Raw genomic sequence first — 21726 nt, 5'->3', positions numbered from 1 at the left:
ATGTCAAGTCGCATGTAAAATCGAACGGTGACCACCGAATCGAACGACGCCGCACTGAACGACGCCGCACCGGATCCCGCCGCACCGGATCCCGCCGAAGCCATCGCGCAGGCGTTGTCCCGCCTGCGTGGTCGGCGACCCGGCGAGCGGGGTCCCGGGGGAAGGGCAGCGGACGGCCGCGGTCGCGGACATGGCGGCCCCCACGGCTGGCACGGGGGCCCACACGGCGGGCGAGACGGCGACGATCCGCACGACCACTTCGACCACCACCGCGGTCACCCCGGGATGCCGCCCTGGATGGCCGACCCGTCCGGTCGGCTCGCCGGCCCGGCCCGCATGCGCATGCTGGAGGCGCTGGCCGCGGCATCCGCCCCGCTCAGCGTGAGCGACCTCGGTGCAGCGATCGGGGTTGACCAGCCGCGAGCCTCACGGCTCGTGCAACAGGGCGTGGAGCGGGGGTTCGTGCGCCGCGAGGCCGACCCCGACGATGCGCGACGCACCCGCATCGCGCTGACCGACGAGGGTCGACGCCTCGCCCGAGGCATGCGGGGGGAACGTCGCGAGATGCTGACGACCGCCCTCACGACGTTCACCGACGACGAGCGCATCGAGCTCGCCCGACTGCTGAACAAGCTCGCCGACAACTGGCAGCGCTGAGCACAGGGCCCGGCCTGTGCTGCGGGGTCTGCCTAAGCCGAAGCGAACTCCGCCGACGGCTCGTCGTCGACCGACAGCGACAGCACGGCGGTCTCGACCGCCTCGTGCTCCTCGATCCGCTGCTCGAGTTCGCGCAGTCGCCGCGCCACATCGTGCTCGCGCGCATCGCCGGCCAGGTCGACCTCGGCGACGATGAAGAGGCGGTTCGGCCCCACGTACTCGATGTGCAGGTAGGTGACCCGCTCGATCTGCGGCAGGCCGAGCAGAGCCCTCCCGACACGCGCCCGCAGCTCGGGTGCGGCCGTCGCGCCCACGAGGAAGGCGATGTTCCGGCGGATGAGGATGATCGCCACCACGCCGAGGAGCACACCGACCAGGATCGAGCCGATGGCATCCCAGGCGGCGACGCCGGTGATCTGGTGCAGGAGGATCGCGCCTGCCGCCAGGACCAGGCCGATGAGCGCCGCCGAGTCCTCGAAGAACACGGCCCGCAGCGTGGTGTCGCTCGTCTCCAGCACGAAGTCCCAGGTCGACGAACCGCGCTCCTTCGCGAGTCGGCGGGACTTCACCATCGCCTGGGTGAACGACGCGCCCTCGAGCACGAACGAGATCCCCAGCACGATGTAGGCCACCAGGGGGCTCTCGACGGGACCGGTGTCGGCGAGCTCCTGGATGCCGTGCATGATCGACACGATCGACCCGGCCGTGAAGATCCCGAACGCGGCGATCAACGACCATACGAACGCGTTGCGCCCGTAGCCGAGCGGATGCCGTGCGTCCTTCGCCTTCGCCCCTCGGCGGTCGGCGATGAGGAGGAAGACCTCGTTGCCGGCATCCGCCCAGGAGTGCGCCGCCTCGGCCACCATCGAGGCCGATGAGGTGATGATCGCGGCGATCGTCTTCGCCACCGCGACGAGCACGTTGGCGAGGAAGGCGAGGAACACGGTCACGCGGTCAGGCTACTCCCGCCATGCGACACGGGCGTCAGCGGGGTGCCTTGACCGGGAGCAGGAGCAGGAAGCCCGCGATCAGGACGATCACGATGCCCAGGATGCCGAACGCCGTCTGGGCGGTGAGCACGATCAGGAGCGTCCACGCGCCGGAGGCCATCCAGCTCGCGGCCCGACCGGTCGTGGCGTACAGACCGAAGATCTCGCCCTCGCGTCCCGCCGGGGTGACCCGGGCGAGGAAGGAGCGGGCGGAGGCCTGTGCGGGACCGACGAAGGCGCAGAGGATGAGTCCGCCGATCCAGAAGACGATGGTGCCGCCGTCGCGCAGGAAGAACACGCCGAGACCGGCGACCACCATCGAGCCGAGCGACAGCAGGATGATGCGCTTCGGCCCGAACCGGTCGTCGAAGCGTCCGGCGATGATCGTGGAGACGCCGGCGATGAGGTTGGCGGCGATGCCGAAGATCACGATGTCGAGGAACCCGAAGTGGAACACCGTCGACCCGATCACGGCTCCGAACGCGAAGACACCGCCCAACCCATCGCGGAAGACGGCGCTCGCGAGCAGGAACCAGAACGTCGGCCGCGTGTCCGGGGAGCGGTAGAGGCCGATGACGTCTTTCACGAGCAGCGGGTAAGAAGCGAAGAAGCCGACCTTGCGCTCCGGCCGGCCGAGCGAGGGCTCCGGCACGTTCAGGAAGATCGGGATGCTGAACACGATCGCCCAGATCGCGCAGCCGACCGCGATGATGCGGAACGGCAGGCCGCCGTCGGAGGGGAGGCCGAACCAGTCCATCATGTAGAAGACGATCACGATGACCAGGGCGATGATGCCGCCCAGGTAGCCGAAGCCCCAGCCGAGTCCCGAGATGCGACCGACGGTCTTGGGGTTCGCGATGCCGATCAGCATGGCGTTCGAATTGACCGCCGCGATCTCGCCGAACACCGATCCGGCGGAGATGAGTGCGACGCCGAGCCAGAAGAGTGTGGGTGCCGGCTCGACGAACCAGAGTCCGAACATGCACAGGATGAGCGCGCCCGTGCCGATGCCGAGCCAGAGCTTCTGCCGTCCGGCGGCGTCGGCACGCTGACCCAGGACCGGCGCGAGGAGCAGGATCGCGAAGGCCGCGATGGTCGAGCCGAGGCCCAGGCCCGAGGTGAGATCCGCGATGGCTGCCTCGTGCGCCTGGCTCTTCGGGTCGAGCGCAGCGACTCCCGCGGGGAGGAACGCGTCGGTCGTCAGGTACAGCGCTGTGAAGATGAAGGTCAGGATGACGGTGTTGAAGGGCTGCGTCGCCCAGTCCCACAGCGCCCAGGAGTAGACCTGCTTCTTCGGCGCCGATGTCTCGCCGCGCAGGTCGAGGCCGACGACGGCCACGGCGCCGCTGTTCGCCGTCGCCACGGGCTCGGGAACGTCGTGGCGAGGTTCGGGTTCGCTCATGCTGGAAGTCTGGTGGCCCACGGTGAACGCCCGGTGACGGCGCGCCGTACTGATGTTCCGGGGCCACGCTCGTTCCGGTCGCAGCTTCTGCCGCGCGAACGCGCCGGAGGCGGCAGCAATTGCGACCGGAACGGAGGGGCGGTGGGGGATGAGCCTCAGTCCGTGCGCAGGGGGCGGAGGGTGCGGGCGTAGTCCTCCTTGAGCACGGCGAGGTGCAGCCAGGCCTCGATGCGCGTCACGCCCGGCAGCGCCCGCAGGCACTCGAGGCTGGCATACAGCGCCCCGGCCGAGGGCTCGACCAGCGTGGCCACGGCGTCGAACCGACCGAGCGTGCGCGCGGCGAAGTCGACACCGCGCCCGCGTCGCAGCTCGTCGATCACGGCTTCGTCGTCGTCGCCGAGCGTCATGCCGACCCCCATCGACAACTGCCGGTGCGCGAGCCCGCGCGCCTCGACCGCGCTGATCTTGATCACCCCGGCGTCGATCATTCGCTGCACCCTCGTCGCGACGGCCGAGGGGGAGAGGCGCACCTCGTCGCCGAGCGCGCGGAAGCTCTTGCGCCCGTCGGTCTGCAGTTGCTCGATCAGCGCCTCGTCGATCGTGTCGAGCGTGACGCCGCCGTGGTATTCCGAGACGAAGAAGCCCTTGATGACGGTCGAGTAGATGATCGTGCTGATGTCGAGCACCCCGTCGATCGCGCGGATCAGGGCCAGCAGGTCGTGCAGCTCCGACATCGACCCGACGCGCACCTCGGTGACCACATCGTGTGCCCCGCCGACCGCCGACACCAGCACGGTCTCGCTCATGTCGCGCAGATGCTCGGCCACGAGCTCGACCGACCCGTCGGTGCGGATCGAGACATGGGCGAGCACGTGCTGGCCGAGGAAGACCGGGTCGACGGCGGCCACGACCCGCACGGTGCGGTCGGCGAGCATGGTGCGCAGCCGGGCGGCGACCGCGGCACGGGACTGCCCGAGCCGTTGGGCGAGCGAGAGGATGCTGGCGCGACCGTCTTCCTGCAGTGCACGGATGAGTCCGGCGTCGAAATCCATGGTTCCGTTCATTTCGTCAGTTTCCCGCGATCGCACGCTTCGCCGCGCACAAGTTCAGTGTAGAAGAGGAGTCTGCCATCGGGAAGGCGCGCATTGTGCGGGTGCGCGATCATATATTCAGTGAATCCTTGTTATTGCTGGAGTTCTGCCCTTGCTGGCGGAGCCGCACGTCCGTAGCATCCTTCGCTATCCGACATCTTCCGCAAAGGAGCGGGCACCCCCATGACCACTACCCCCACCAGCGGCACCCACAGCCGGGCCCGACGCGCCGGCATCGCCGCCTTCGTCGGCACCACCATCGAGTGGTACGACTTCTACGTCTACGCGACCGCCGCGGCGCTCGTCTTCGGTCCGCTGTTCTTCCCGAGCGGCGACCGTCTGGCCGAGACCGCAGCGGCCTTCGCGACCTTCGCGGTCGCCTTCCTCGTCCGCCCGCTGGGCGGCATCATCTTCGGCCACATCGGCGACAAGCTCGGCCGGCGCACATCGCTCGTCATCACGCTGCTGATGATGGGCGCGGCCACGGTGCTCGTGGGCTGCCTGCCCACGTACGAGAACATCGGCATCCTCGCCCCGATCCTGCTGATCCTGCTCCGTGCGGTGCAGGGTCTCGCGGTCGGCGGCGAGTGGGGCGGTGCGGTGCTCATGAGCGTCGAGCACGCCCCCGAGAAGTCCAAGACCTTCTACGGCGGCTTCACACAGCTCGGCAACCCGGCCGGTGCCCTGCTGGCCTCCGGCATCTTCGCGATCATGACCCGCATGGGCGACGACTTCATCATCAACGGCGGCTGGCGCATCCCGTTCCTGCTGTCGATCGTGCTGGTCGGCGTCGGCTTCTGGGTGCGCTACCGCGTCGAGGAGACCCCGGTCTTCGAGGCGAAGGTCGAGGGGCGCAAGCAGTCGATGCCGCTGGCCTTCGCACTGCGCACCAATTGGCGTCCGATCCTGCTCGGCATCGGCATCCTGCCGATCTCGACCGGCGGCTACTACCTGGCCACCACGTTCGCCACGGCCTACGCCACCGGCGACACGGTCGCGATCAGTGAGCAGGTCATCCTCGACGCCATGACGATCGCCTCCTTCGTGGAGTTCGTGGTGACCCTCCCCGTCGCCTGGCTGGGCGACAAGTGGGGCCGCAAGAACGTCATGTACATCGGCCTGATCACCTCGGTGCTCACGTTCGTGCCGTTCCTGCTGATCCTGCCCGGACGCATCGAGCCGCTCATCTTCCTGTTCGCCTCGTTGGTGCGCATCGCGATGAGCGCGACCTATGCGCCGATCGCCGCACTGCTCTCGCAGATGTTCCGTCCGCAGGCCCGCTACACCTCGATCGCGCTGTCGTACGGCGTGGGTGCGGCTGTCTGGGCCGGTTTCTCGCCCTGGTTCGCGACGCAGCTCATCGCCTGGACCGGCAGCATCTGGTCGGTGATCGCGATGTTCATCGGCATGGCGCTCATCGCCGGGATCTGCACGCGGCTCGCGCCGCAGCACTCCGACGAGGCACCCGTGACGGCGTCCTTCACCGCACGCACGGACACGACGGCGAACCGCCTGCCCTGACGGCGCACCGACCCCGACGACGTCCCCTCCCGCACGCCACGACCGCGAACAGGTTCCCCATGAGAAAGCTCACCCCCTTCGACCGCTCGGCCCAGACGGCACCCGTCCTGCTGACCGCGCACGCGATCCACACGGCGGATGCCGCGGCCACCATCGCCACGGCGATGCTGACCGATCGCGGGCGGATCCTCGCGATCGGCACCCCCGCCGAGTGCGAGGCCGCGGCCGAGCGGGGTGGGCTCTCTCCGGAGCGCATCGACCTCGGAGACGCGGTCGTGGTCCCCGGGTTCGTCGACGCCCACGCGCATCCGCTCATGTTCGGGCAGATGATGAGCTGGGTCGACTGCGGGCCCGAGAAGGCCGGCAGCATCCCCGAGATCGTGGCCCTGCTGAAGGCCGCGGCCGCAGACCTGCCCGCGGGGCGCCCGGTGCGCGGCTACGGCTACGAGCAGCGCAACCTCGCCGAGAAGCGGCATCCCACCCGCTTCGAGCTCGACGAGGTCGCCGCCGACCGTGAGGTGTACCTCATGAATGCGTCGGGCCACGGCGGCGTCGTGAACTCCCACACCCTCACGATCAACGGCGTCGACCGCGACACCCCGAACCCCGACGGTGGCGAGTTCTTCCGCGACGCGGACGGCGAGCTGACCGGAGAGCTGTCGGATGCCGCATGCAACATCCTCACCGGTGTGCATGGCGTGAAGATCGGTCACCACGGTCCGAACTTCCACCTCGCCGACGAGCCCGAGGAGCACCTGCGCCAGTTGGATGCGGCGACCCAGCGTTTCCTCGCCGGCGGGGTCACCTCGATCGGCGACGCCCAGGTCACGCGTCGGGAGTTCGACATGTACCTGCGCCTCGCCGAGGCCGGACGCCTCGAGCTGCGGGTGTCGATGTACCTGCTGTCGCACCTGCTCGACGAGGCGCTCGAGATGGGCCTGGTCGGACAGTTCGGCAACGCGCACCTCAGCTTCGCGGGCATCAAGTTCTACGCCGACGGCACGCTCGGCGGCTGGACCGCGTACTTCCCCGACGGCTACGTGGGCGACCCGTGCCGCACGGGCCAGCTGTACCACGAGCCCGCCGAGTACGCGGGGCTCATCCGCAAGGCGCATGCGGCAGGACTCCAGACCGCCACGCACGCCCAGTCGCCTACCGCGATCGAGATGGTCGTGTCGGCGATCGAGGCCGCACTCGCAGAGCATCCGGATGCCGACGCCCGCCACCGCATCGAGCACTGCGGCCTGCCGACGCCCGAGCAGATCGAGCGGATGGCCGTCTCCGGCATCCGTCCCGTCAACCAGACCCAGCACTACTTCAACTGGGGCGAGGGGGTCGAAGAGGCCATCGGCACCCCGGGCGAGCGCTTCAACCCGCTGGGCGAGTTCGAGCGCGCGGGTGTGCCGTTCACCATCTCGTCGGATGCTCCCGTCGCCGAGCCCATCCCGCTCGAGGCCATCCAGACCGCGGTGACCCGCGTCACGCGGCGTGGACACAAGCTCGGGCCGGACGACCTGCGCGTCTCCGCGCTCGCAGCCCTCCGCGCCCACACGATCGAGGGCGCCGTGTCGATCGGCCGCGAAGACGACCTGGGGTCGCTCGAGGTCGGCAAGTACGCCGACTTCGCGGTGCTCTCCGGCGACCCGCTGACTGTTCCGGCGGAGGAGATCTCGGCGATCACGGTGCGCGAGACCTGGGTCGACGGCACGCGCCGTCACCAGGTGTGAGGATGACACGATGAGCACCGAAACCACGACGGCGGAGCAGTACGCCGACACCGCAGGGCGAGCCGTGCTGGAGACGATCCGCGCCTACGGCGTGACCGCGATCTTCGGCATCCCCGGCACCCACAACCTCGAGTTCTACCGGCCGCTCGCCGACCTCGGCATCCGCGCGGTGACGAACCGCCACGAGCAGGGATCCGGATACGGTGCCGACGGCTGGGCGCAGCAGACCGGCCTCCCCGGCGTCGTCATCACCACCTCGGGCCCCGGCCTCCAGAACGCCATGAGCGCGATCGGCACGGCGTTCTGCGAATCGCGGCCGCTCATCGTGCTCTCACCGGGAGTGCCGCTCGGCGCGGAGTTCGCCGACGTGGGGACGCTGCACGAGACGAAGGACGCGACGGCCATGGTCGGCGCGATCGCAGAGTGGTCGCGCCGGGTGACGAGCGCGGCCGAGGCCGTCGATGCCGTGCACGACGCCTTCACGCTGTTCCGCACCGGTCGTCCCCGTCCTGTGCACATCGAGATCCCGCTCGACGTGCTGGAGGCTCCGGCTGATGTCTCCGCCGAGGCGCGGCAGCCGCGTCCGGTCCCGGTGCGGGTCTCGGGGGAGCCGACAGCGCTCGCCGAGGCGGCACGCCTGCTCGCCGCCGCGGAGAACCCGGTGATCGTCGCCGGTGGCGGAGCGGTGGATGCCGCGCACGAGGTCACTACCCTCGCCGAGCGACTCGGCGCCCCGGTGCTGACCACGCTGAACGGCAAGGGCGTCGTCGACGAACGGCATGCGCTCTCGCTCGGCTCGAACCTGCGTCTGGCCGCCGCCCGCACCGTCGCGGAAGGCGCCGACGTGCTGCTCGTGGTCGGTTCGAAGCTGGGTGAGGCCGAGCTGTGGGCGCCGCGACTCGAAGCCAGCGGAACCGTAATCCGCATCGACATCTCGCCCGCGCAGCGTGACAAGAACCTCGTCGCGACCGTGGGGCTCACAGGTGACGCGGCTGCCGTTCTGGAGGCCCTGCTGACGTCCCTCCCCGCCGAGGCCCGCCCGCCGCGCGATCTGTCCGCCGAACGCGCCGCGATCGCCGTCGAGATGCGCGAGACCGCACCCGAGACGGTCGCCCTGGCCGAGATCATCGCCGACGCTCTTCCCGACGACGCGATCGTCGCGGGCGACTCGTCCCAGATCGTGTACATGGCGCTCGGCAGCGTGCTGCGGTCCGAGCATCCGCACTCCCTGCTCTACACGCCCACCTACGCGACCCTCGGCTACGGCCTGCCCGCCGCGATCGGCGCACGGGTCGCGCAGACCGCGCACCCGGTTGTGACCGTGATCGGCGACGGCGCCCTGATGTTCTGTGTGAACGAGCTCGTGACCGCGGTCGAGCAGCGCCTCGACGTCACGATCGTGTGCGTCGACAACGGCGGGTATGCCGAGATCCGGCAGAACGAGGTCGACCGGGGGATGGTCCCGATCGGCGTCGACCTGGTGCAGCCCGACTGGGCGGCGCTCGCCACGGCCTTCGGGGCGACCGGCCGTCGGGTTGAACGGCGCGACGACATCGCGTCGAGCATCCGCGCCGCGATCGACGACGGGGGAGTGCAGCTGGTGCACATCCCGCAGAACGCCCTCTGACTCCACACCGACCCTCCAGACCTCCCCGAATGAACAGGAACGAGCAATGACCGAGAACGTGGGCCCGATCGACGCGTCCGTGAACCCCCGCTACTCCGGCATCGCGACGTTCGCGCGGTTGCCGCGGATCGAAGACGTGCCCCGTGCGGACATCGCGGTCGTCGGCATCCCCTTCGACTCCGGCGTCAGCTACCGGCCGGGCACGCGATTCGGGCCCTCGCACGTGCGCGAGTCGTCGCGACTGCTGCGGCCGTACAACCCCGCGCAGGATGTGTCGCCGTTCGCTATCGCGCAGGTCGTGGATGCCGGTGACATCCCGGTCAACCCGTTCGATCTGACCGAGGCCGTGACCGAAGTCGAGCGTGCCGCACTGGCACTCGGCGAGCAGGTGCAGCGCATCGTCACGATCGGCGGCGACCACACGGTGGCTCTGCCGTTGCTGCGGGCGGTGGCCGCGAAGCATGGCCCGGTCGCGGTGCTGCACTTCGACGCGCACCTCGATACGTGGGACACCTACTTCGGGGCTCCCATCACGCACGGCACCCCCTTCCGCCGGGCGAGCGAGGAGGGACTGATCGACCTCACCGCCAGCTGCCACGTGGGCACTCGCGGACCGCTGTACTCGAAGCAGGACCTCGAGGACGACGAGCGCCTGGGCTTCTCGATCGTGTCGAGCGAGTACATCGAGGAGCACGGGGTCGAGGCCGGCATCGCCCGCATCCTGCAGCGTATCGGCGACAAGCCGCTGTACGTGTCGATCGACATCGACGTGCTCGACCCCGCGCACGCGCCCGGCACCGGCACCCCCGAAGCCGGCGGGCTCACCAGTCGCGAGCTGCTGCGGATCCTGCGCGCCCTGAAATCGCAGAGCATCGTCGGGGCGGACGTGGTCGAGGTCTCGCCCGCCTACGACCATGCACAGATGACCGGCATCGCCGCGAGCCACGTGGTCTACGAGCTCGTGACGCTGCTGGCCGCCCGCCTCGCCGCCTGACGTCGAGTCCGTCCCGCCCCTCCGATCCGCCGGCCGGTTCCGGTCGCAGTTGCTGCCGCGCCGCATCCGTCCCGCTGGCTCCGGTCGCAGTTCCTGCCGCGCCGCATCCGTCCCGCTGGCTCCGGTCGCAGTTCCTGCCGCGCCGCACGCCGCCGGGCGGCAACAACTGCGACCGGGACCTCCCGGATGCGACCGGAACCTCCCGGATGCCACCGGAACCTCCCGGATGCGACCGGAACCTCCCGGAGGCGACACCTCCCGGAGGCGACACCTCCCGGAGGCGACACCTCACGTGTACGACGCCGCGAGCAGCTCGGCGAACAGCTCCTCGGCGTCGCAGTCGACGCGGCGGCGGGTGAACCAGTCGCAGATGTTGACGCAGTCGCGGTGCAGCAGGTCGAGCCCCTGGGGATTGGCGATGATGTCGACGATCTGCGGCAGGTCGATCACCCGCACGCGCCCCTCGTGCACGAGCAGGTTGTAGGCCGAGAGGTCGCCGTGGGCGAAGCCCGCCGCCGCGAAGGTCCGCATCAGGTCGACGACCTGTGCGTAGTAGCCCTGCAGCTCGGCGCGGTCTGCGCGCACCTGGGCCAGGCGGGGCGCGGCCGTGCCGTCGGCGTCGCCGAGGAACTCCATCAGTACCTCGGTGCCGTTCACCTGCACGGGATAGGGAACCGGTGCGCCGAGCTCCCACATACGGCAGAGGGCCTCGAACTCGGCGAACGACCATTGTGCGGCGGCCACCTCGCGACCGTGGTCGGACTTCTTGGCGAGGGCGCGTGCATCTCGGGTGTTCCGGGTGCTGCGGCCCTCGGTGTAGACGGATGACCGGTGGAAGCTGCGGTGCTCGGCGCTGCGGTAGCGCTTCGCCGCCAGCAGGGTGTGCTGGGTCGGATCGCCCGGCACTGCGCGTTCGAGCAGGAACACGTCAGCCTCCTTGCCGGTCTTGAGGATGCCGCGTTCGGTGTCGAGCGCCCCGGCCGAGGTCACCACCCACGCCGGCCAGGGTTCTGGGCCGCGTTCGGAGGGGGTGATCGCCGGCCACGTGGACCAGCGCTGGCCCTCGCCGGGATCGACGTCGGCGAAGGAGAGCTCGGTTTCGAGGGCGTCGAAGGACGTGGCATCGAAGGACGGGGCGTCGAAGGGCGAAGCATCGAAGGACGAAGCGTCGAAGGGCGAAGCGTCGAAGGTGGACCCGTCGAAGGACGGGGCGTCAGAAGCAGGGGGATCGAAGGAGGAAGCATCGAAGGAGGGGCTGTCGGGGGTTGCGTCCGAGGACGCGGCTTCCGAAGAAGCGAAGAGATCAGACAAGATGTGGCTCCGGGAGCAGGAGGCCACACCGCGATCAGGAGCGGGCGGCCTCGAAGGGAAGATGGTCGGCGGAGAGCGCGACAAAGACGGTGTTCATGTCCTCGGCTCCTTCCGCTCGGCTTCCCGGGCTCGTCCCGGTGCGTCGTCGAGCCTAGGGTGTGCGCGGCGCAGTTGTCCAGACCCGCGGTCGCTCGCCCGAGCGTTTCAGTCGAGCGACGTCGGCGGCGTGACCCGCACGAGCACGCCGTCGGCTTCGCCTCCCGCGGAGACGACCCACGCCGAGCCGATCCAGACCGCGTTGTTCACTCCGCACAGGAAGGGCAGCGGGTGCTCGGCGCCGTCCACGCTCAGCCGCAGCGCGTCTGTTCGGAAGAATTCGTCGCATGTCGAACGTTTCTCGATCGCCTCTCGAGCCTCGGGAGATCCGCCCACGATCTCGGACGTGGCCCGCGCCCGCGCAGACTCTCCTCCCCACCACAGCGCCGTCCCGTCCGGGCGGACGGCCACCTGCGGGAAGTTCGCGGACTGCGCAGTGCGTGTGCGCTCGGTCCCGTCGGGGTTCAGCACGACCCGCGCCGATGGCACAGCGAGGTGGATGGCGCCTTCCGCGTCGACGTCGAGGCGAACCGGGGGTACATCGGAAAAAGCCTGGGGAGCTTCGCTCAGTTCGATGGGCTCGGCGTGCAGCAACGTCCGGGTGCCGTCCATGAGATCGATGCGGAGGATCTCGAGCATCAGATAGCCGAGACGCTCGGGTCGAACGTGGGCGACGATCGCGTCGCTGTCGTGGGTGGCGACGTCGACGAACTGGAAGAGCGCGGAATCGCCACCACCGGCCGCGGTATCCGGCACGTCGTGCATGGTCATCGTTCTGGTGTCGAGAACCGCGATCGCCGGTGCAGTCCCCGCGCGGGCCACGACCAGCTCATCGGGCGACGATGATGCCATCGCGATGACCTGCGAGAGACGGTCGTCGTGCTCTCCGGTGAAGCGGGCGAGTGTCTCGCCGTCCTTCCCCACATGCAGGAAGGACCCGGCGGATGCCGCCCAGAACCGGCCGGCGCTATCCGACGCGAGCAGCGTCATGCTGAAGGAGACGTCGGCGAGAGCTCCCGCTCCCGTGTCTGTGGTCTGTGCGGTTCCGCCGGGCGGCGCGAGCCTGGGCTGAGTGATCACGTGCGTGTCGATCGCGAGGGGTTCGAGCGTCCAGTCGTCCGGGCCCGGAGGCACGGGCGGCGGCGTGCATGCGGCGAGGAGCACGGTCGCAGCCGTCAGAGCGAGGAGGGAGGCTCCGGCTCGGCGGGTGAGGCGCATGTGCTCAGCCTGGTCGAGCCGACTGGGAGATCTATGAATCGTGCTCCGGACGAATGGTCGGGTGCCGCGGACGACCGGTCGGGCGACGGCATCGGCACCCTGCGAAGGTGGAACCATGACCACGACCGCCCCCGTTCCCACCCTGCCGTCCTCTGCGGTGTCCCGCATCCGCTACGGCGGGCTGATCGTGCTGATGCTGATGGGCTTCCTGCTGGTCACCGCCGAGTTCCTCCCCAACGGGGTGCTCACCGAGATGGCCGACGGGCTCGGGGTCACGCCGGGTCAGGCCGGACAGACCGTGACCGTGACCGCGCTGGTCGGACTCGTGGTCGCGCCGACGGTCGGGCTCATCTTCCCGCGCCTCGACCGCCGGTCGCTGCTGGTGTGGATGGCGCTCGCCGCCGCGGTGTCGAACCTGATCGTGGCGATCGCGCCGAACCTGATCATCGTGCTGCTGGCGCGCTTCCTGCTCGGGGCGGCGATCAGCGCGTTCTGGGCGATGTCGATCACGGTCGCCGCACGACTCGCGGGACCGGCGAACCTCGGCCGCGGTGTGATGTTCACCTCGGCCGGCGTCTCGCTGGCGACCGTGGCGGGCGTGCCGCTCGGGGTCATGCTGAGCGAGCTCGTCGATTGGCGGATGGTCTTCGCCATCGCGGGTGTGCTGATGGTCGTGCTCGCGGTCGTCCTGCGGTTCGCGCTGCCGTCGGTGCCGGCGGAACGGGCATCGAGCCTGCGTCTGCTCGTCGACACCCTGCGCCGTCCCGGCATCGGTCTCGGCATGGTCGGGCACGTGCTCGTCGTGCTCGGGCACTTCCTCGCCTACACGTACGTACGTCTCGCGCTGGAGCGGATCCCGGAGGTCGATGCCTCGACCATCGTCGTGCTGCTCGCGCTCTTCGGTGTCGGCGGCCTGCTCGGCAACATCACGATCGGCCTCGTCATCGACCGCACGTTCGCCTTCTTCGCGGTGTTCGCGCCGCTGGTGATCGCGGTGTCCGTCATCTCGATGATCCTGTTCTCGGGGTCGATCATCGGCGTCGGCATCGTCGTGCTGGTGTGGGGCTTCTTCTTCTCGTCCTGGCTGATCGTCGCCAACACCTGGGTCGGGCACCGCATGCCTGATCGGCTCGAAGCCGGCGGCAGCCTCGTCGTGGTGGGCTTCCAGGGGGCGATCACGCTCGCGGCCGGTATCGGCGGACTGCTCGTCGACACCTTGAACGTCGAGCTGGTCTACGTGATCGGCGCCATCTCGCTGCTCGCAGGCGCGGTGCTCTTCGGCGCCTCGAACCGCGTCAGCAGCAGGGCCTGAGCGGTTCCTGGATCCCTCTGGCCGGGATCCCTCTGGCGGGGATCTCTCAGGCCGGGATCGGCGTGCGGCTCGCGAGCCGCCAGGACGAGGGGGTCTGCCCGGTGCGGCGTCGGAACGCCCGGCTGAACCCCTCATCCGAGGCGTAGCCGAGCTCGCGGGAGATGTCCGAGACGCTCCGCCCGGCGTCGAGCATCCGCTTGGCCGCATCGACACGCACTTCGGTCACGTAGTCGGCGGGCGAGCGGCCGACGGCGCTGCGGAACCGCTCGGCGAACGTGGAGCGAGACATGGCTCCGATGCCGGCGAGACGTTCCACCGTCCAGTCGCGGCCGGGCTCCTCGCGAATGGCATCGACGACGCGGTCGAGGAACGGATCGTTCGACAGCGACGGCCAGCCCGTCGGGGCGCAGCCGTTCGCGGCCCAGGCGCGGATGACGGACAGCAGCACCGTCGTCGCCATCATGCGGCAGATGATGGGGTCACCCTGGCGTGCGGGTTTCAGAGTGTGATCGACCACACCCATGTTCAGGGCGAGGGCCGCGGCGGCCGGCTCCAGGGAGTCGAACCCGGTGACGGTGAGGAAGGGCGGCAGCAACGCGGGCAGCGGCGACGCCGCATCCGCGAGTTCGATGTCGGCGATCATGAGGCTCGTGTCGTTCTCGGCTTCGAGGACGAACGCCGAGCGGCCCACGGTCAGGAAGGCGTCTCCCGCCACCAGCACGTCATGGCGGGGTTTCGCGTCGACGGCGAGGCGCCGTGCGCCCGTTTCGACATCGAGACGGCAGCCGTCTCCGAGTGGTGGGTGCCCCTGAATGGCGCCCTCCACGACATACACGAGGGTGATGGCGTCGGCCGGGATGGGCAGCAGCCCTCCCGTCGGGAGCGTCGTGCGTCGGCCGATGCCGACGCGGAGGTCGACGGCGCCGAGCACGTTCGAGAGCGCGTCCGCATCCACTGTCACCATGCCTTCGGCAACGTCGCGGCGCGGCATGCTATTCCGCCGTCGGAGTCTTCGACGGCGAATTCTTCGATACGCGAGAAAGGGCCGCATGGTCCCGTGGGGAACTCAACCATTCGATGGAGTCGACGGGGATGACCGCCGGATACGGTGGAAGGACCCCACCCGAGGAGTACCGTGTTTCGCACCCCCGACCGCTTGTTCCGAGTTCTCGCGATCGCGGAGGCGATCACCTGGACGATTCTGATCGCCGCGATCATCGCCCGCGCCGTCGGCGCCCCGGGCATCGTGGTGACGGTGGGTGGTGGCATCCACGGTTTCGTCTTCCTGGCTTACGCGGCGACGGCGATCCTGGTCGCGTTGAATCAGCGCTGGCACCTCGGAGTCGGCGTGCTCGCCGTCGCCAGCGCCGTCATCCCGTACGCCACGATCCCGACCGAGATCTGGCTGCACCGGACCGGTCGGCTCGCCGGGGACTGGCGTCTCGAGGCGACGGACGACCCGCGCGATCGCCGCTGGTACGACCGGCTGATGCGCTGGTTCCTGCAGCGGCCGTGGGTTCTCGCGCTGCTGCTGGTCGTCGGCATCGTCGCGCTGTACGTCATCCTGCTGCTGGTGGGGCCTCCCGGCGGCAAGTGAGTCCGCGGCCCCGGTGTCGGCGGGCTCAGGGCGTGACGACGACGGCGTTCTCTTCGTTGATCGCGGCCATCGTCGCTTCTGCGTCGCCGGCGGTGCAGTCCACGATCACATACAGGCCCACCCCTGTCTGCGTGAAGGCACGCGCGGCCATGAGCCAGGTGCGGCTGCCGTCGACGCCGACGACCTGGCGGGTCTCGACGCCGCCGTTCCCGCCCGCCATGTAACTGAACTCGCCGGTGGTCGCGACCGGGGTGACGTCGGCGGTCGGGGTCTGCAGCAGCACTCCCAGGATCGCGTCGGACGATGCGCTGTCGTCTCCGGCCACCACCGGCACATCGGTCGTGTGGCCTTGCCAGAATCGTGCGGTGCAGGTGCCGTCGACCGTGCCGTAGGTCCACCCGCCGTTGCCGTCGTCGGGGGCGACGATCTTCCACCCGTCGTCGACGACGAGTCCGTCGCCCCACTCGATATAGGTGTCGCTCGTGAGGTCGAGGCCCTCCGCGAAGGTCAGCGTCGAACCGGTCGACCCGTCGATCGGTGCATCGGTCTCCGCGGGCGGTGCGGGGGTGTCAGAAGGTGAGCCTGCAGGGATCTGCGCGTACAGGCACCCGCTCAGTGACAGGACGGCCAGCGTGGCGACGGCGGTGGCGGCCAGGCGCAGGGGAATCGAGGAGGGGCGCGTCATGCCGGTCAGCCTAGCCCCGGACCCCGACTCCTGCCCCGTTCGCACCCCGGCTCGCTCCCCGTCAGTGGGCCGTTTCGGCGGGCGGCGTCAATGGGCGGTGGCGACGCCGATCGAGTCGTGCACCATGACCGCGGCCACACGAGCGCCGGCCCCTGCCGCCACGATGAGCTGCTGCGGACCCGGTGCCGCGGCGTCCCCCGCGGCATAGAGGCCCGGCACGTCGGTGCGACCGGAGCGGTCGGTGCGCAGGTGCCCGGATTCGTCCAGCGCCGGCGTCATCCCGTCGAGGAACGACAGTGTGCTCTGCCACTCGGGTCGCACGAAACCACCGTCGACGGCGACCGCCGTGCCGTCGGCGAGGCGGATGGCTTCGAGCTGCCCTCGGTCGCCCACGAGCTCGGCGATGGGTTCCCGACGCACGGCGATCCCGGCTGCGACGAGCTCGGCCTCCTCTGCCGCGGTCACGACGTCCGCGCCGTGGGTGAAGACGGTGAGGCTCTCGGTCCAACGTCCGATGAGTCGGGCACGATCCGCGATGTCCGCGGTCTCGCCGATCAGGGCGAGTCGGCGGCCCTGCAGTTCCCACGCATCGCAGGCAGCGCAGCTGAACAGGCTCATGCCGTAATAGCCGCGCAGATTCGGCACATCGGGGAGCGTCTCGCGCAGACCTGTGGCCAGCAGTACGGTGCGCGCGGTCACGGTCGCCTCCGCCTCACGTCGCCCTATGTCGGCCGCGAACCCGCCGATCGTCATTCGGAGCGCGGCGACACGTGTGCGCGATCTCACCTCGACGTTCGGGTAGGCAGCGAGCTCGTCTCTGGCGAGGCGACGCAGCTCCTGGGGCGGAATGCCGTCGCGGGTCAGGAAGCCGTGCGATCGCAGTGTCGCCGCGTTGCGAGGGCGATCGGCATCGACGACCAGCACGCGTGCGAGGGCACGGCCGAGGTTGAGCGCGGCGGAGAGCCCGGCGGGTCCGCCGCCCACGATGAGCACGTCGTAGGGCGCGCGCTCCGTCACGCCCGTCACGGGTGGAGTCATCCGCATGGTCCTTCCGAGAAAGGGACGGATCCATGCCGCGGCGTCTGCCGAGGCGACACCGCCGGGCGGCCGGTAAGGCTCGCCTTACTCTCATCCTGCCACTGTTCAGCTGGGTGCGACCCCGCTCTGTCGGACGGGCTGCTGCAGCTCGGTGACCCAGTCGGACTGGTCGTCGGAGACAGCGCGCACGTAGAGCTCGCGGCAGGGGCCGTCGTGCACCAGCCCACGCGCGAGGATCTCGGTGTGGATCGCGTGCCAGCTCTCGGCGATGTGCGCCATCGACCCGAGGTGGATGCCGCACACGGCCGCGTCAGCCGCGGGGAGCTCGATGATCTCGAACCCGTCGCGGTCGGGGCCGGCGTACGCGTAGCCGACGATGACCTGCAGGCCGTCGTCGAGCGTCTCGTACTCGGCGATCGGGGTGGACAGGGAGTGCGCGTCGCCGATGATCTCCGCCACGGCGTCGAAGGAGGGTCCGACCACCCCCGCGACCGCGGGCTGGTCGGCGACGACCGTGCGGATGGCCGCGAGGCGGACGGCGGGGAGGGGCTTGTCGATGATCTCGATCCGGGACATGTGCTTCTCTCTCTCGATGAGGTGGAGGCGCCTCTCCACGTCGACGAGTCTCGCCGCGGCGATCCGATGCTCCTGCTCGACCTCGGCGCGACGGATCCGCAACAGGGCGGCGATGCGCTCGGCATCGACACCGCGTTCGAGGATCGCCGAGATGTCATCGAGCCCGAAGCCCAGCTGGCGCAGGGCGACGATCCGGTGCAGTCTCTCCAGCTGCGAGGGATCGTAGGAGCGGTAGCCGCTGAACTCGTCCACGTGGGCGGGCACGAGCAGACCGGCGGTGTCCCAATGCCGGAGCATCCGGTGGGTCACCTGACCGATCTGCGCGAACGCTCCGATGGACAACATGTCTCAGTTCTCCCGTCTGCCACTGTGTCAGAGTCAAGTATCGCGTCGGGGGAAGGGCGGATGCGGAGTCGCTCGACGGTGTACGGCACGCCCCCGACTACATTCCGGCATATCGTTTTCGCAGGCTGATCTGGGGTTGAAATGTCGGTGGCTCCTGGTTCGCTGAAGGTATGACGGCACTGGCGGATGCGACTCTCGAGCAGGTGGGTGCGCTCGCCGCGCTCACCGAGATGCTCGTCGAGGTCGAGCGCACGATCGGCAGCCTGCAGGCCGCCCGCGACGGCATCCTCGCTCTCGGGTCCCGGCTCGCGCTCGAGGTCGCCGCGCAGGCGGAGCATCCCGATCATGGGGAGATGACGGCGCGCACCGTGGCCGCTGAGTTCGCCACTGCCCTGCGCGTGAGCGATCGGACGATGCAGCGCCGGATGGCGGATGCGGCGTGGGTCGTGGAGCGCTTCCCGATGGTCTGGGAAGCGCAGGGCGCCGGTCGCATCAGTGCTGCGCACGCCCGGGTCGTGTGCGAGGCGGGCGAGCACCTCGACGACCCGATGAGTCGCGATGCCTACGCGACGCAGATGATTGCCTTCGCCGAGACCGAGGCCCCGGCGCGAGTGGGCCGGATGGTACGACGGGTGGCCGAGCGGTTCCAGGCGCGATCGATGGAGGAGCGGCACCTCGGCGCGAGGGAGAAGAGGCTCGTATGGGTGAAAGACGTCGGGGACGGGATGACGCAGCTCGGCCTGCTCGGTCCATCGGCGCTCGTCCACGGTGTCTTCGATCGCCTGACGCAGATGGCCAAGGCGGTGCAGAAGCCCGAACCCCCGGAGCCTGAATCCCCGGAGCCTGAGTCCCCGGAGCCCGATCGGCGCACGATCGCGCAGCTCCGCGCCGATCTCGCCCTCGACCTGCTCCTCACCGGTGCTCCGGTCGGGCACGATGGCTCGGAGGGGCCCCTCGCGGCGCTCCGTGGAACGGTATCGATCACCGTTCCCGTCATGACCCTGATCGCGGGCGACGCGACGCCGGCCGAGCTGAACGGCCGCACCCCGATCGATCCCGCGACCGCCCGCCGTCTCGCCGGGGCGGCATCCGGGTGGGATCGCATCCTCACCCACCCGATCACCGGATCGCTCCTCGCGGTCGACCGCTACCGCCCCGGTGCGGAGCTGAAGCGACATCTGGGCGCCAGAGACCGAAGATGCCGATTTCCCACCTGCGGGTACGCGTCCACCGACTGCGACATCGATCATCATCACGATGCGGCGCTCGGGGGATCCACCGACGAATCGAATCTCGGCCACCTGTGCCGCCGACACCATTCACTCAAACATCATTCGCCGTGGGCAGTCGAGCCCCTAGGGGCGGGGGTCTATGCCTGGACGAGCCCGACCGGCAACGTCTACATCGACCGGCCGCCGTCACAGCACACGGTCACCTTCACCGACGATCACGAGGCCGCGTTCACCGACGATCACGAGGCCGCGCCGTTCTGAGCGGGGGCGCCGCCGGCCGGAGAGCGCACCGGAGGGCTCCGGGTAAAGTTGAGCCAGTTCATATCAAGTTCATTTGACACCTCCGGGGCCTCTCGTTACACTTGAGTCATCGCGACTCAGGTTTTCCTGATCGCCGCAGATTTCCGAACCACAACGAACTTCCAACAAAGGAGAGAACACATGGCACGTGCTGTCGGTATCGACCTCGGAACCACCAACTCCGTCGTCAGCGTCCTCGAGGGTGGCGAGCCCAAGGTCATCGCCAACGCCGAGGGCTTCCGCACGACCCCCTCGGTCGTGGCCTTCACCAAAGACGGGGAGGTGCTCGTCGGTGAGACCGCGAAGCGCCAGGCCGTCACCAACGTCGACCGGACGATCGCTTCCGTCAAGCGCCACATGGGCACCGACTGGAGCTTCGACGTCGACGGCAAGAAGTGGACGCCGCAGGAGATCTCCGCGCGCATCCTCATGAAGCTCAAGCGCGACGCCGAGGCGTACCTGGGTGACACGGTGACCGACGCGGTCATCACCGTCCCCGCGTACTTCAACGACGCCGAGCGTCAGGCCACCAAGGAGGCCGGCGAGATCTCGGGCCTCAACGTCCTGCGCATCATCAACGAGCCGACCGCGGCCGCTCTGGCCTACGGCCTCGACAAGGGCAAGGAAGACGAGCTCATCCTGGTCTTCGACCTGGGTGGCGGAACCTTCGACGTCTCGCTGCTCGAGGTGGGCAAGGACGACGACTTCTCCACGATCCAGGTGCGCTCGACCGCCGGTGACAACCGCCTCGGTGGAGACGACTGGGACCAGCGTCTCGTCGACTACCTGATCAAGCAGTTCAAGGAGACCACGGGCGTCGACGTCTCGGGTGACAAGATCGCCCTGCAGCGTCTCAAGGAGGCTGCGGAGCAGGCGAAGAAGGAACTCTCCTCCTCGACCTCCACCAGCATCAACCTGCCGTACCTGTCGCTGACCGAGTCCGGCCCGGTGTCGCTTTCCGAGACCATCACCCGCGCGAAGTTCGAGGACCTCACGAAGGACCTGCTCGACCGCACCAAGAAGCCGTTCGAGGATGTCATCCGCGAAGCCGGTATCAAGGTGTCCGAGATCGACCACATCGTGCTCGTCGGTGGATCGACGCGTATGCCTGCGGTCGCCGAGCTCGTCAAGCGCGAGACCGGCAAGGACGCGAACAAGGGCGTCAACCCGGATGAGGTCGTCGCCGTCGGCGCGGCTCTCCAGGCCGGTGTCCTCAAGGGTGAGCGCAAGGACGTTCTCCTCATCGACGTCACCCCCCTCAGCCTCGGCATCGAGACCAAGGGCGGCATGATGACCAAGCTCATCGAGCGCAACACGGCCATCCCGACCAAGCGCAGCGAGACCTTCACCACGGCAGACGACAACCAGCCGTCCGTCGCGATCCAGGTCTTCCAGGGCGAGCGTGACTTCACGCGCGACAACAAGCCGCTCGGCACGTTCGAGCTGACGGGTATCGCACCGGCGCCCCGTGGCATCCCGCAGATCGAGGTCACCTTCGACATCGACGCCAACGGCATCGTGCACGTGTCCGCCAAGGACAAGGGCACCGGTACCGAGAAGTCGATCGTCATCTCCGGCGGCTCTTCGCTGTCGAAGGAAGACATCGAGCGCATGGTGCGCGAGGCCGAGGAGCACGCAGCTGAGGACAAGGCGCGTCGTGAGGCCGCCGAGGTCCGCAACCAGGCCGAGACGCTCGCGTACTCGATCGACAAGCTGATCACCGAGAACGACGACAAGCTGCCCGAAGACGTGAAGACCGAGGTCAAGGCCGACGTCGACGCGCTCAAGACGGCGCTGGCCGGCGAAGACGACGAGGCCGTGAAGACCGCGTTCGACAAGCTCAACCAGTCGCAGTCCAAGCTCGGCGAAGCCATCTACGCCTCCTCGCAGGCGGATGCCGCTGCCGGCGCTTCGGCTGACGGCGAGGCTCCGGCCGGAGACGCTCCCTCCTCCGAGGAAGACGTCATCGACGCCGAGGTCGTCGACGACGAGGACGAGAAGAAGTAAT

The 21726-nt window shown here is 69.2% G+C and carries 18 protein-coding genes; 9 read left to right on the top strand and 9 right to left on the bottom strand.

Features of this window, described 5'->3' with window-relative positions:
- Window positions 1-27 precede the first annotated feature (27 nt).
- Window positions 28-657, top strand: coding sequence for a MarR family winged helix-turn-helix transcriptional regulator (locus tag ACIQLD_RS10475; protein WP_402607950.1), 630 nt, complete (start codon window positions 28-30; stop codon window positions 655-657).
- Window positions 658-689: 32 nt separating this feature from the next.
- On the opposite strand, the gene ACIQLD_RS10470 is transcribed toward ACIQLD_RS10475, so the two are convergent.
- The 3 genes from ACIQLD_RS10470 to ACIQLD_RS10460 form a co-directional block, all read right to left on the bottom strand.
- Window positions 690-1607: a cation diffusion facilitator family transporter gene (locus ACIQLD_RS10470; protein ID WP_402607949.1), complete on the bottom strand. Its 918-nt coding sequence runs from the start codon at window positions 1605-1607 to the stop codon at window positions 690-692.
- Between the two features lie 34 nt (window positions 1608-1641).
- Window positions 1642-3048 carry an MFS transporter gene (locus tag ACIQLD_RS10465; protein ID WP_402607948.1) on the bottom strand — a complete coding sequence of 469 codons (1407 nt, stop codon included), beginning with the start codon at window positions 3046-3048 and terminating at the stop codon, window positions 1642-1644.
- 155 nt (window positions 3049-3203) lie between these two features.
- The gene (locus ACIQLD_RS10460; protein WP_402607947.1) at window positions 3204-4112 is read right to left on the bottom strand and encodes an Lrp/AsnC family transcriptional regulator; all 909 of its coding nucleotides are present in this window, start codon (window positions 4110-4112) and stop codon (window positions 3204-3206) included.
- A 210-nt stretch (window positions 4113-4322) separates the two neighbouring features.
- On the opposite strand from ACIQLD_RS10460, the gene ACIQLD_RS10455 reads away from it, so the two are divergent.
- Genes ACIQLD_RS10455 through speB form a run of 4 tightly spaced genes read left to right on the top strand, consistent with a single transcriptional unit; the run spans window position 4323 to window position 10008 of the window.
- A complete protein-coding gene (locus ACIQLD_RS10455; protein ID WP_113681436.1) occupies window positions 4323-5660 on the top strand; it encodes an MFS transporter in 1338 nt (445 codons plus the stop codon).
- A gap of 59 nt (window positions 5661-5719) precedes the next feature.
- A complete protein-coding gene (locus ACIQLD_RS10450) occupies window positions 5720-7387 on the top strand; it encodes an amidohydrolase (RefSeq protein ID WP_402607946.1) in 1668 nt (555 codons plus the stop codon).
- A gap of 10 nt (window positions 7388-7397) precedes the next feature.
- Window positions 7398-9014, top strand: a complete 1617-nt coding sequence (locus tag ACIQLD_RS10445) for a thiamine pyrophosphate-binding protein (protein ID WP_402607945.1) — start codon at window positions 7398-7400, stop codon at window positions 9012-9014.
- Between the two features lie 46 nt (window positions 9015-9060).
- Window positions 9061-10008, top strand: coding sequence for an agmatinase (gene speB, locus ACIQLD_RS10440; protein WP_402607944.1), 948 nt, complete (start codon window positions 9061-9063; stop codon window positions 10006-10008).
- Between the two features lie 288 nt (window positions 10009-10296).
- Here speB and ACIQLD_RS10435 read toward each other — a convergent pair whose 3' ends face one another.
- Together ACIQLD_RS10435 and ACIQLD_RS10430 are read right to left on the bottom strand one after the other, a co-directional pair.
- The gene (locus ACIQLD_RS10435) at window positions 10297-11319 is read right to left on the bottom strand and encodes a serine protein kinase RIO (RefSeq protein WP_402607943.1); all 1023 of its coding nucleotides are present in this window, start codon (window positions 11317-11319) and stop codon (window positions 10297-10299) included.
- 204 nt (window positions 11320-11523) lie between these two features.
- Window positions 11524-12633 carry a hypothetical protein gene (locus ACIQLD_RS10430; protein ID WP_402607942.1) on the bottom strand — a complete coding sequence of 370 codons (1110 nt, stop codon included), beginning with the start codon at window positions 12631-12633 and terminating at the stop codon, window positions 11524-11526.
- Window positions 12634-12748: 115 nt separating this feature from the next.
- On the opposite strand from ACIQLD_RS10430, the gene ACIQLD_RS10425 reads away from it, so the two are divergent.
- Window positions 12749-13945, top strand: a complete 1197-nt coding sequence (locus tag ACIQLD_RS10425; RefSeq protein ID WP_402607941.1) for an MFS transporter — start codon at window positions 12749-12751, stop codon at window positions 13943-13945.
- Between the two features lie 46 nt (window positions 13946-13991).
- Here the strand turns inward: ACIQLD_RS10425 and ACIQLD_RS10420 are convergent, their stop codons facing one another.
- On the bottom strand, window positions 13992-14936 hold the full coding sequence (locus tag ACIQLD_RS10420) for a helix-turn-helix domain-containing protein (protein WP_402607940.1): 945 nt from the start codon (window positions 14934-14936) through the stop codon (window positions 13992-13994).
- A 144-nt stretch (window positions 14937-15080) separates the two neighbouring features.
- Here ACIQLD_RS10420 and ACIQLD_RS10415 point away from each other — a divergent pair, with 144 nt between their 5' ends.
- Entirely contained in the window at window positions 15081-15542 is a 462-nt protein-coding gene (locus ACIQLD_RS10415) for a DUF3817 domain-containing protein (protein WP_402607939.1), read from the top strand.
- A gap of 25 nt (window positions 15543-15567) precedes the next feature.
- Here the strand turns inward: ACIQLD_RS10415 and ACIQLD_RS10410 are convergent, their stop codons facing one another.
- The 3 genes from ACIQLD_RS10410 to ACIQLD_RS10400 all read right to left on the bottom strand — a co-directional run bounded on the left by ACIQLD_RS10410 (window position 15568) and on the right by ACIQLD_RS10400 (window position 18186).
- Window positions 15568-16227, bottom strand: coding sequence for a hypothetical protein (locus ACIQLD_RS10410; RefSeq protein ID WP_402607938.1), 660 nt, complete (start codon window positions 16225-16227; stop codon window positions 15568-15570).
- An 87-nt stretch (window positions 16228-16314) separates the two neighbouring features.
- Window positions 16315-17265 carry an NAD(P)/FAD-dependent oxidoreductase gene (locus ACIQLD_RS10405; protein WP_402607937.1) on the bottom strand — a complete coding sequence of 317 codons (951 nt, stop codon included), beginning with the start codon at window positions 17263-17265 and terminating at the stop codon, window positions 16315-16317.
- Window positions 17266-17370: 105 nt separating this feature from the next.
- On the bottom strand, window positions 17371-18186 hold the full coding sequence (locus tag ACIQLD_RS10400) for a MerR family transcriptional regulator (protein ID WP_402607936.1): 816 nt from the start codon (window positions 18184-18186) through the stop codon (window positions 17371-17373).
- Window positions 18187-18356: 170 nt separating this feature from the next.
- On the opposite strand from ACIQLD_RS10400, the gene ACIQLD_RS10395 reads away from it, so the two are divergent.
- Window positions 18357-19679 carry a DUF222 domain-containing protein gene (locus ACIQLD_RS10395; protein WP_402607935.1) on the top strand — a complete coding sequence of 441 codons (1323 nt, stop codon included), beginning with the start codon at window positions 18357-18359 and terminating at the stop codon, window positions 19677-19679.
- A gap of 180 nt (window positions 19680-19859) precedes the next feature.
- Complete coding sequence (gene dnaK, locus ACIQLD_RS10390) at window positions 19860-21725, top strand: molecular chaperone DnaK (RefSeq protein ID WP_055866321.1); 1866 nt, start codon at window positions 19860-19862, stop codon at window positions 21723-21725.
- The last annotated feature ends 1 nt before the right edge of the window (window position 21726 follow it).

It is taken from the genome of Microbacterium sp. NPDC091662, from assembly GCF_044756705.1.
Lineage (GTDB): Bacteria > Actinomycetota > Actinomycetes > Actinomycetales > Microbacteriaceae > Microbacterium.
Note: the sequence above shows the minus strand (reverse complement) of the source record. Positions and strands in the feature narration are given on the sequence as shown.